Here is a 9756-nt window from a genome sequence, read left to right as displayed (position 1 = left end):
CTGCAGGGCCTGGGCGCCGGCGGCGGTGCCGGAGGCGGTGGCGGCGGGCTCGGCGGCCTGGGCGGCATCCTCGCCGGGCTCGGGGGCGGCGGCCAGGCCCAGAGCAGCGGCGGCGGGCTCGGCGGAGGACTGGGCGGCGGGCTGATGGCGGTCATCGCCACCATCGCGATGCAGGCGCTGCAGAACCGCGGCGGCGGAGGCGGCGGACTCGGCGGGCTGCTGGGCGGCCTGGGCGATGCGCCCCCGACGGCTCCGTCCGCACCGGCCGCGGCCCCGGCTCCGGGCGTCGGCGGATCCGGCGGCGGCTTCCTCGACATGGCCGATTCGGTCGGCGGTGGCGGAGGCCAGGCGGCGCCGCTGATGGGGCAGGACACGGCGCATCGCATCCTGCGCACCATGATCGCGGCGGCGGCGGCCGACGGCACCATCGACCAGAACGAGGCGGCGGCGATCCAGGGCCAGCTCGGCGAGGAGGACGCCGAGGAGCGCGCCTTCATCGAGCAGGAGCTGAACAGCCCGGCCACGCCGGAGCAGCTGGCGGCGGGCATCAGCGGCCCACAGGAGGCGGCGCAGATCTACACCGCGGCGCTGCTGACCGTGACCATGGATTCGCCGGAGGAGAGCCGCTTCCTGAAGCAGCTGGCCCTGGCGCTGAAGCTCGACGCCCAGACCATCGCCGCGCTGCACCAGACGGTGAAGCCGGGCTAAACCGGTTTCTGCCTTTCACCCGGCGCGAGCCCCCTCACCCTCCCATTCGCCAACGCGAATGGGCCCCTCCCTCTCCCCGAGGAGAGGGTTTGTTCACCTCTCCTCGGGGAGAGGTCGAAATCGCGCCAGCGATTTCGGGTGAGGGGGCGGCGCCGGCCGCTCCGATGCGTGCGGTGTAAGGGCAGGTCTTAAAACTCCGTCTCCAGCACCCGGTCGGGCGGCACATGGCCGTCGACGAAGCTGCGGATGTTGACGATCACCTTCTGCCCCATGTCGATGCGGCCCTCGAGCGTGGCCGAGCCCATATGCGGCAGCAGCACCACATTCGGCAGCTTCAGGAGCTTCGGGTTGACGTTCGGCTCGCGCTCGAACACGTCGAGCCCCGCCCCCGCCAGCTCGCCCTGCTTCAGCATCTGGGCCAGCGCCGTCTCGTCGATCACCTCGCCGCGCGAGGTGTTGACGATCAACGCGTCGCGGCGCAGCAGCTTCAGCCGCCGGGCCGACAGCAGGTGGAAGGTCGCCGGCGTCCGCGGGCAGTTGACCGAGACGATGTCCATCCGCGACAGCATCTGGTCCAGGCTGGGCCAGAAGGTGGCGTCCAGCTCGGCCTCCACCTCCGGATGCACCCGGTTGCGGTTGTGGTAGTGCACCGACAGGCCGAAGGCGCGGGCCCGGCGCGCCACCGCCTGGCCGATCCGGCCCATGCCGATGATGCCGAGCCGCTTGCCGCCCAGCCGCGCGCCGAGCATCCCCGTCGGGCTCCAGCCGGTCCACTGCGCGGAGCGCACCAGCCGCTCGCCCTCCGCCAGCCGGCGGGCCACGGCCAGGATCAGGGCCATGGTCATGTCGGCCGTGTCCTCGGTCAGGACGCCGGGGGTGTTGGTCACGGTCAGCCCGCGCGATTTGGCCGCGGTCAGGTCGATATGGTCGACGCCGGTGCCGAAGCTGGCGATCAGCTTCAGCTGCGGCCCGGACTTCGCCAGCAACTCGGCGTCGATCCGGTCCGTCACCGTCGGCACCAGCACATCGGCCTCGGCCATCGCGGCGGCCAGCTGGTTGCGGTCCAGCGCCACGTCGTCATGGTTCAGCCGGGTCTCGAACAGCTCCATCATCCGGGTCTCGATGACATCCGGCAGCTTGCGCGTGACGATGACGAGCGGACGTTTTCTCTCGGCCATGGCGGAACCAGTCCCGGCAACCCCGTTTGCGCCCATAGAGCAAGCCGGACAGGCGATTGTCCAGACCCGGACTGTGACCTGCGTCACGGTTTGGCCGAAGAGTCGCGTAGGATGATGCCGTCGACCGGCTGGAGGATCATGCGGGACGAGACCGATTTTCGCGGCATTCTGCAGCGGCAGGCGCGGTGGCCGCTGGCGGCCGGGGCGCTGGCGCTCGCCGCCCTGGCCCTGCCGCTCGCCGTCGACCCCAGGCTCGGCGCTTATTTCGTGGCGCGGGCGGAGCTGCTGTACTGCGGCATCGCCACGCTGATCCTGGCCGGGCTGGCCGCCCATGCCCCGCATCGCCGCTTCGGTGCCGCCAACACGGTGACGCTGTCGCGCATCGTGCTGATCTGCCTGCTCGCGGCGCTGCTGGGCACGGCCGAGCCGGACGAGGACTGCCTGTGGCTGGTCGCCGGGCTGGCCGCGCTGGCGCTGGGGCTGGACGGGGTCGATGGCTGGGCGGCCCGGCGCAGCGGCCTGGCCTCCCGCTTCGGCGCGCGATTCGACATGGAGGCCGACGCCTTCTTCGTCCTGGTCCTGTCGGTGCTGGCCTGGCAATGGGGCAAGGTCGGCCCCTGGGTGCTGCTGATCGGGGCGATGCGCTATCTCTACGTCCTGGCGGGCGCCGCCTGGCCCTGGCTGCGCGGACCGGTGCCGGACAGCTTCGCCCGCAAGGCCGTCTGCGTGATCCAGATCCTGGTGCTGATCGCCTGCCTGGCGCCCCTGGTGCCGCATGCCCTCGCCGCCACTCTGGCGGCCGGCGCCCTGGCAGCGCTGTCCTGGTCCTTCGGCCGCGACATCGTGTGGCTGTGGCGGCAGCAGCGGCGCCTGGTCGCATGAACGCGATAACCCGCGCCACCGGCATCGCCCGGTCCCTCGCCATCTACCGCGGCATTCCGGGGCGCTCCGCCCGCTTCCGGCGCTTCTTCTCGACCCTGATCCGCCCCGGCGACCTGTGCTTCGACATCGGCGCCCATGTCGGCAACCGCAGCCTGTGCTGGGCCGGGCTCGGCGCCCGGGTGGTGGCGCTGGAGCCGCAGCCCGACCTGGCTCGGCTGCTGCGCCGCAGCTTCCGCGGCCATCCCGGCATCACACTGGTCGAAAGCGCGGTCGGCGCCGCCCCCGGCACCGCCACCCTGCATCTCAGCAGCCGCAACCCGACCGTGGCCAGCCTGTCGCCCGGCTGGATCGAGACGGTGTCGCGGGCGGACGGCTTCGCCTCGATCCGCTGGGACCGGCGGGCCGAGGTGCCGGTGACGACGCTGGACGCACTGATCGATCGCTTCGGCGTCCCCGCCTTCTGCAAGATCGATGTCGAGGGCTTCGAGGCCGAGGTGCTGGCCGGGCTGTCGCGCCCCCTGCCCTGCCTGTCGGTCGAATACGTCCCGGCGGCGCTGCCGGCGACCCTCGCCGCCCTCGACCGGATCGAGGCGCTGGGCCGCATCGGGGCGATGGGCCGCTGCCGCTTCCAGGTCTCGGTCGGCGAAACCGGCCGCTTCCTGTGGCCGAACTGGCGGGAGGGGCACGAAGTGCGGGCCTGGCTGTTGACTCTGTCGCCGGAGGACCGATCCGGCGACATCTATGCGCGAACCGAGGGATGATGGACACCGCCTGGATCTGGCTGCTCGACCGCCGCGCCGGCCGGCCGGAGGCGCCGCTGCCCTCCGACGCCGAGGCCCGTGACCGGATCGAGCTGCTGCGGCCCTTCGCCGAGGCCGAGGGCCGCTTCGTGCTGGCCCATCTCGGCCAGAGCATCGACGGCCACATCGCCACCGGCTGCGGCCAGTCGCAATACGTCACCGGCCCCTGCAACCTGGACCATCTGCACCGGCTGCGGGCGCTGGCGGACGCGGTGCTGGTCGGCGCCGGCACCGTCGCCCATGACGACCCGCGGCTGACCACGCGCCGGGTCGACGGGCCGAACCCGGTGCGGGTGGTGCTGGACCCCGGCCGCCGGCTCGATGCCGGCCACGGCCTGTTCACCGACGGCGCCGCGCCGACGCTGCTGCTCTGTTCCGCCGACCGCGCCGGCAAGCCGGCCGGCGGGGCGGAGATCATCGGGCTGGACGACCCGTGCCCTGCCGCGGTGCTGGACGCGCTGGCGGCGCGCGGGTTGCGGCGGGTGATGATCGAGGGCGGCGGCACCACGGTGTCGCGCTTCCTCGCCGCCGGGGTGCTGGACCGGCTGCATGTCGCGGTGGCGCCGCTGATCATCGGCTCCGGCAAGGGCGGCCTGCGCCTGCCGGAGATCGCCCATCTCGACCAGGCCCTGCGCCCGCCCTGCCGCACCTATCTCATGGGCAGCGACGTGCTGTTCGACTTCGATCTGCGAGGGGCGGCCGGGGCGGCGTAGAGCGGGGTGAATCGAAGCGGGTCACGACAGGATCCGATGAGGTGTCGAGCGTCTTCTCGGATTGCCTCTCCCGCCTGGCGGGCTATCGGATTCACACCTTGATGACGTGAGTTTTTTTAAGTCCCCCCTCCCCTTGCGGGAGGGGGGYAGGGGGAGGGGTCTGCGCGCGTCCGCGCGCGAACGGGCAAGGAGAGGTTCGCCATCGGGACCAAACCAAAAGCCTTGGGCCGGTCCTGATGTCGAAAACCCCCTCCCCCTACCCCCCTCCCGCAAGGGGAGGGGGGACTCATTTTGCTCTACCCCACCAAATCCAGCTCATGCGCGAACGCCGCCGCCTGGGCGGGCCAGTCCGGCAGCCGGGCGCGGGCCGCCAGGCCGGCCTCGCGCAGCTGCAGCCTTGCGCCCGGATCGGTCAGCAGAACCCGCAGCGCCCTGGTCAGCGCGTCGACATCGCCCGGCGGCACCAGGATGCCGGCATCGGGCGGCACCGTGTCCGGGATCGCGCCGCCGGTGGTGCTGACGATCGGCAGGCCGCGGGCCGAGGCCTCGGCCAGGGCCATGCCGTAGCCCTCGTGATGCGAGGGCAGCACGAACAGGTCGGACCGGTCGTAGCGGCGCAGCAGCGCCGGCTCGTCGATCTCGCCGAGGAAGCGGACGCGCTCCGACAGGCCGGCGCGCTCCACCGCCGCCTGCACCGCCCTGGCGTGCTCCGCGTCCCGCTCCAGGCTGCCGGCGCAGTCCAGCCGCCAGGGCAGGCCGGCGAGGCGTTCCAGCGCCGCGACGAGGTCAAGATAGCCCTTGCGCGGCGTCAGCGTGGCGACGCAGAGCAGCACCGGCGCCGCCTCGCCCGAGCCCCGGGCCGGCGGGGTCGGGTCGGTGCCCGGCAGCACCACGCCGATGCGCCCGGCCTCGACGCCGTAGCCATGCAGGTCGCGGGCGGTGCCGGGGCTGGTGACGATCACCCGCCGCGCCGCCGCCAGCGCCTGCCGCTCTCTCGCCTCCAGCGCCTGGCGCTGCGCCGGGCTCAGGCCCTGCTCGAACGCCAGCGGGTGGTGGATCAGCGCGACCAGCCGCAGCCGCGACGCCTCGGCCGCCATCTGCTGCGGCAGCACGCTGAACGCCAGCCCGTCGACCACGGCCAGCGCGTTGTCCGGCAGGCCCCGCAGCACCGCCGTGGCCTCGACGACCTCGGCCCGGCTCGGGAAGGGAAAACCGTCGCCCAGCCGACGCAGCGTCACCGGCCGGCCGAGCGCCCGCAGCCCCTCGACGATGTGCTTGTCGTAGATGTAGCCGCCGGTGCGCGACTCCGGGTCGCCCGGCAGCAGGAAGGCGAGGCTCATCGCGCCAGCCGGCCCTCATAGGAGGCCCAGGCGACATGCGATTCGTGCAGGGTCACCACCAGGCTCTCGATCGCCGCCGCGCCGGCCCCGAGCCCGCCCGCCGCGATCCGGGCGGCGATGCGGTCGAAGATGGTGCGGGCCAGCACCTCGGTCGTGGTGTTGCGCCCGGCGAAGGCGGCCTCGTCGTCCAGGTTGCGGTAGTTCAGCTCGCCCATCACCGCCTTCAGCGCCTCCGAGGCCAGGCCGATATCGACGACGATGCCGTCGGCGTCCAGCTCCGCCCGGCGGAAGGCCAGGTCGACGACATAGGTGGCGCCGTGCAGCTTCTGCGCCGGGCCGAACACGGCGCCGCGGAAGCTGTGGGCGATCATGAAATGGTCACGGACCGAAACCGTGTACATGCTTAGTCCTCCGGGTAGCGGATGCGCTGGCACAGCGCGCCGGCGGGTTCGGCCGCCAGCCGGGCCAGCGCCTCGGGCAGCTCGTCGAAATCGCAGTCGCCGCTGACCAGCCCGTCCAGCACCGGGTCGAGCAGCAGCTCCAGCGCCTTGGCCATGCGCCTTGCATAGTCCCAGCGCGGCCGCTGCGCCGTCGCCACCATCCCGACCTGGGAGGAGCGCAGGGTCAGGCGGCGGGAGTGGAAGGCCTCGCCCAGCGGCAGCAGCACCGGCGTGTCGCCGTACCAGCTGGCCTCGACCACCGTGGCCTCGACCCCGGCGAGGCCGAGCGCGGTGGCCGCGCCCTTGGGGCTGCCGCTGGCATGGATCACCAGATCCTGGTCGCCCGGCGCGTCCGGCGGCAGGGCGAAGCCGACCCCGAGCGCCGCGGCCACCGCCGCCCGGCCGGGATCGGTGTCGACCAGCGTCACCGTGCAGCCGGGGATCCGCCCGGCCAGCCGGGCCACGAGTCCGCCGACGATTCCGGCGCCGACCACGGCGATGCGGTCGCCGGGCCGCGCCGCCGAGTCCCAGACGACGTTCAGCGCCGTCTCCATGTTCGCGGCCAGCACCGCGCGCTCCGGCGGCAGGCCCTCGGGCAGCGGCGTCACCGCCGATGCCGGCACGACGTAGCGGGTCTGGTGCGGGTAGAGGCAGAACACGTCGCGGCCCAGGAGGGTGTCCGGCCCGGCCTCGACCGTGCCGACATTGATGTAGCCGTACTTCACCGGGCCGGGGAACACGCCGGCCTGGAACGGCGCCCGCATCGCCTGGTGCTGGCTGCGGGGCACCTTGCCCTGGAACACCAGGGATTCGGTGCCGCGGCTGAGGGCACCGAAGCGGGCGCGGACCCGCACCTCCTCGGGCCCCGGCTCGGGCAGGGTCTCGGTGCCGATCCGGGCCTGGCCCGGCTTGAGGATCCAGAGGGCGCGCGCTTCCATGATGCTCCTGGAATAAGCCCGCGCGGCGCCGCTGGCCAGACGGCACGGGAAAAACCGGCTACCGCTGCAACATCAGGCCTCCAGGGCAATCGCTGAAGTGCCTTCAACAACGGCAGGGCATAGTCCGATTGCCTCTCCCGCTTGCGGGAGCTTTTCAGAATCCCAATACCGTCATTGCGAGCGCAGCGAAGCAATCCAGGGGCCGGTGCGCACCGGCCCCTGGATTGCTTCGTCGGCTTCGCCTCCTCGCAATGACGGCAAGGGGTGGGCGTTATGAAAAGACCTCGCTTGCGGGAGAGAGGCCACGCGAAGACGCTCGATATCGCACCGCTTGCGAGCAATTGCCCCGGCCAAGCCCGCCTCGCGCATTGTCTCCGGCGAACGGGTTCCGTAGCTTGGGGCCGCAATCGGGAGGACGGGCATGTTTCTCGGCATCGATCTCGGGACCTCGGGGGTCAAGGTGGTGCTGGTCGATGGCGACCAGCGCGTGGTCGACCAGGAGGCGGTGCCGCTCGCCGTCTCGCGCCCGCACCCGCTGTGGAGCGAGCAGGACCCGGAGGAGTGGTGGCACGCCACCGACCAGGCCGTGGTCGCGCTGAAGGCCCGGCACGCCCAGGCCCTGTCCGGCGTGCGCGGCATCGGCCTGTCCGGCCAGATGCACGGCGCCACGCTGCTGGACGACGCCGACCGGCCGATCCGCCCGGCGATCCTGTGGAATGACGGCCGCGCCGCCGCCGAATGCGCCGAGCTGGAGCGGCGCGAGCCGCGGTCCCGCGCCATCACCGGCAACCTGGCCATGCCCGGCTTCACCGCGCCGAAGCTGCTGTGGGTGGCGGCGCATGAGCCCGACGCCTTCGCCCGCACCCGCCGGGTGCTGCTGCCGAAGGACTATCTGCGCCTGCGCATGACCGGGGCCGCGGCGTCGGAGATGTCGGACGCCGCCGGCACGCTGTGGCTGGATGTCGGCGCCCGGCGCTGGTCCGAGGCGATGCTGGCCGCCACCGGCCTGAAGCCGTCGGCCATGCCGGAGCTGTTCGAGGGCAGCCAGGCCACCGGCACGCTGCGGCCGGAGGTCGCCGCCGCCTGGGGCGTGCCGGCCGATGCGGTGGTCGCCGGCGGGGCCGGCGACAACGCCGCCGGGGCGGCGGGCGTCGGGGTGATCCGCCCGGGCGACGCCTTCCTGTCGCTCGGCACCTCGGGCGTGCTGTTCGTGGCCGATGCCGGCTTCGCGCCGAACCCGGCCGAGGCGGTGCACGCCTTCTGCCACTGCCTGCCCGGCACCTGGCACCGCATGTCGGTGATCCTCAGCGCCGCCTCGGCCCTGTCCTGGCTGGCCCGCCTGCTGGGCGGCACCGAGCCGGAGCTGCTGGCCGAGGCCGAAGCCGCCGATCCCGATATCGGCGACCTCTTGTTCCTGCCCTACCTGTCCGGCGAGCGCACCCCGCACAACGATCCGACGGCGACCGGCGTCTTCCTCGGCCTGACCCATGCCACCGGCCGGCCGCAGCTGGTGCGGGCCCTGCTGGAGGGCGTGGCCTTCGCCTTCGCCGACGGCCAGGCGGCGCTGACCGATGCGGGCACGGAGATCGGCGAGGTCTCGGTGATCGGCGGCGGCGCCCGGTCGCCCTTCTGGGGCCGGATCCTGGCGGCGGCGCTGAACCGGCCGCTGCACTACCCGGCGGGCGGCGAGCTGGGCCCGGCCTTCGGCGCCGCCCGCCTCGGCCGCCTGGCCGCCACCGGCGAGGCGCCGGAGGCCGTCTGCACCCGGCCGCAGACCGCCCGCGTGGTCGAGCCGGATGCGACGCTGGCCGAGCGCTATGCCGAGAAGCACCGGCGCTTCCGCGCCCTGTACCCGATGCTGAAGCCGGCCTGGCGGGGGTAGCTACTCCCCCGCCACCGCCCCGAGGCTGGCGACGACGACCAGGGCGATGCCGGCGAGCTGGGCGGGGCTGAGGGCCTGGCCGAGCACGACGAAGCCGATCAGCGTGCCCAGCGCCGGCTCGGCGCTCATCAGGATGCCGAAGGCGCGGGTCGGCATCCGCCGCAGGGCCATCATCTCCAGCGCGTAGGGCAGCAGCGGCACCAGGATGGCGAGGCCGATGGTGATGCCCAGCACCGCCGGCGGGATGTGCCCGCCGCTCTCCGCCAGCCCCCAGGGCGTGGCCACCGCCGCGGCGACCGCGATCGACATGGTCAGTCCCTGCAGCCCCTCGAAGGCCTGGCCGACCCGCTTCATCAGCAGGATGTAGACCGCCCAGCCGAGGCCGGCGGCGAGGGCGAAGCCGGCACCGACGGGATCGACGGTCCAGGCGGATCCGTCATGCACCAGCAGCACCACCCCGACCAGGGCCAGCACCGGCCACAGCGCGTGCCAGGCGCGGCGCATGCCGATGGCGGCGACGCCGAGCGGCCCGAGGAACTCGATCGCCGTGGCCAGGCCCAGCGGGATGCGGTTCACCGCCTGGAAGTAGCACAGCGTCATGCCGGCCATCGCCGCGCCCAGCAGGATCGCGCCGCGCCACTGCGACCAGGAGTAGGACAGGACCTTTGGCCGGGTGATCGCGACCAGCAGCACCGCCGCCCAGGCCAGCCGCAGCCAGGTCGTGCCCAGCGGGCCGAAGCTCTCCAGCGTCGGCTTGGCCAAGGCGGCGCCGAGCTGCACCAGGGTCATCGAGCCGACCGCCATCAGCGCGGCGGCGGCGACGCCCCCGGTGGTGGCCGATGCATCATTGGATTCGGTCGCCATGCCGGCACTAT

The 9756-nt window shown here is 73.2% G+C and carries 10 protein-coding genes; 5 read left to right on the top strand and 5 right to left on the bottom strand.

The genetic code is table 11. The features are described 5' to 3' along the window. Nucleotides 1–708 (top strand): DUF533 domain-containing protein (locus BWR60_RS26180; RefSeq protein WP_179221951.1); only part of this gene is annotated, 708 nt, incomplete at its 5' end. Nucleotides 709–896: 188 nt separating this feature from the next. Here the strand turns inward: BWR60_RS26180 and BWR60_RS26175 are convergent. Continuing rightward, the gene (locus tag BWR60_RS26175) at nucleotides 897–1886 is read right to left on the bottom strand and encodes a 2-hydroxyacid dehydrogenase (protein WP_088154510.1); all 990 of its coding nucleotides are present in this window, start codon (nucleotides 1884–1886) and stop codon (nucleotides 897–899) included. Between the two features lie 138 nt (nucleotides 1887–2024). Between BWR60_RS26175 and BWR60_RS26170 the strand changes: the two genes are divergently transcribed. Genes BWR60_RS26170 through BWR60_RS26160 form a run of 3 tightly spaced genes read left to right on the top strand, consistent with a single transcriptional unit; the run spans nucleotide 2025 to nucleotide 4281 of the window. After that, nucleotides 2025–2768 carry a CDP-alcohol phosphatidyltransferase family protein gene (locus BWR60_RS26170; RefSeq protein WP_088154516.1) on the top strand — a complete coding sequence of 248 codons (744 nt, stop codon included), beginning with the start codon at nucleotides 2025–2027 and terminating at the stop codon, nucleotides 2766–2768. Beyond that, nucleotides 2765–3529, top strand: coding sequence for an FkbM family methyltransferase (locus BWR60_RS26165; RefSeq protein WP_088154508.1), 765 nt, complete (start codon nucleotides 2765–2767; stop codon nucleotides 3527–3529). Before BWR60_RS26170 ends, BWR60_RS26165 begins: the two co-directional genes overlap by 4 nt. Next, complete coding sequence (locus BWR60_RS26160; RefSeq protein ID WP_088154506.1) at nucleotides 3526–4281, top strand: RibD family protein; 756 nt, start codon at nucleotides 3526–3528, stop codon at nucleotides 4279–4281. The genes BWR60_RS26165 and BWR60_RS26160 overlap by 4 nt, the downstream gene beginning before the upstream one ends. Before the next feature lie 296 nt (nucleotides 4282–4577). Here the strand turns inward: BWR60_RS26160 and BWR60_RS26155 are convergent, their stop codons facing one another. From BWR60_RS26155 to BWR60_RS38755, 3 genes are read right to left on the bottom strand one after another with little or no spacing between them, the layout of a single operon-like run. Then, nucleotides 4578–5621, bottom strand: coding sequence for a glycosyltransferase family 4 protein (locus BWR60_RS26155; protein WP_088154504.1), 1044 nt, complete (start codon nucleotides 5619–5621; stop codon nucleotides 4578–4580). Beyond that, nucleotides 5618–6022, bottom strand: a complete 405-nt coding sequence (locus BWR60_RS26150; RefSeq protein WP_088154502.1) for a 6-pyruvoyl trahydropterin synthase family protein — start codon at nucleotides 6020–6022, stop codon at nucleotides 5618–5620. Before BWR60_RS26150 ends, BWR60_RS26155 begins: the two co-directional genes overlap by 4 nt. 2 nt (nucleotides 6023–6024) lie before the next feature. Beyond that, nucleotides 6025–6999 (bottom strand): zinc-dependent alcohol dehydrogenase, encoded by a 975-nt coding sequence (locus BWR60_RS38755; RefSeq protein ID WP_088154500.1) that lies wholly within the window; start codon nucleotides 6997–6999, stop codon nucleotides 6025–6027. Nucleotides 7000–7420: 421 nt separating this feature from the next. Between BWR60_RS38755 and xylB the strand changes: the two genes are divergently transcribed. Next, entirely contained in the window at nucleotides 7421–8881 is a 1461-nt protein-coding gene (gene xylB / locus BWR60_RS26140) for a xylulokinase (RefSeq protein WP_088154499.1), read from the top strand. Here the strand turns inward: xylB and BWR60_RS26135 are convergent, their stop codons facing one another. Continuing rightward, nucleotides 8882–9745 (bottom strand): EamA family transporter, encoded by an 864-nt coding sequence (locus BWR60_RS26135; RefSeq protein ID WP_088154497.1) that lies wholly within the window; start codon nucleotides 9743–9745, stop codon nucleotides 8882–8884. Nucleotides 9746–9756 lie beyond the last annotated feature (11 nt).

This window comes from Inquilinus limosus (genome assembly GCF_002195995.1).
GTDB classification, from domain to species: Bacteria; Pseudomonadota; Alphaproteobacteria; order DSM-16000; family Inquilinaceae; genus Inquilinus; species Inquilinus limosus_C.
The sequence above is the reverse complement of the archived record's forward strand: the minus strand, read 5'-3'. Positions and strand labels throughout refer to the sequence as shown.

Bases quoted from the DNA above. Each gene is read 5' to 3' on its own strand.
- BWR60_RS26175 (WP_088154510.1), bottom strand. From the start codon at position 1,886: ATGGCCGAGAGAAAACGTCCGCTCGTCATCGTCACGCGCAAGCTGCCG.
- BWR60_RS26160 (WP_088154506.1), top strand. From the start codon at position 3,526: ATGATGGACACCGCCTGGATCTGGCTGCTCGACCGCCGCGCCGGCCGG.
- BWR60_RS26135 (WP_088154497.1), bottom strand. From the start codon at position 9,745: ATGGCGACCGAATCCAATGATGCATCGGCCACCACCGGGGGCGTCGCC.
- xylB (WP_088154499.1), top strand. From the start codon at position 7,421: ATGTTTCTCGGCATCGATCTCGGGACCTCGGGGGTCAAGGTGGTGCTG.
- BWR60_RS26165 (WP_088154508.1), top strand. From the start codon at position 2,765: ATGAACGCGATAACCCGCGCCACCGGCATCGCCCGGTCCCTCGCCATC.
- BWR60_RS26150 (WP_088154502.1), bottom strand. From the start codon at position 6,022: ATGTACACGGTTTCGGTCCGTGACCATTTCATGATCGCCCACAGCTTC.
- BWR60_RS26155 (WP_088154504.1), bottom strand. From the start codon at position 5,621: ATGAGCCTCGCCTTCCTGCTGCCGGGCGACCCGGAGTCGCGCACCGGC.
- BWR60_RS38755 (WP_088154500.1), bottom strand. From the start codon at position 6,999: ATGGAAGCGCGCGCCCTCTGGATCCTCAAGCCGGGCCAGGCCCGGATC.
- BWR60_RS26170 (WP_088154516.1), top strand. From the start codon at position 2,025: ATGCGGGACGAGACCGATTTTCGCGGCATTCTGCAGCGGCAGGCGCGG.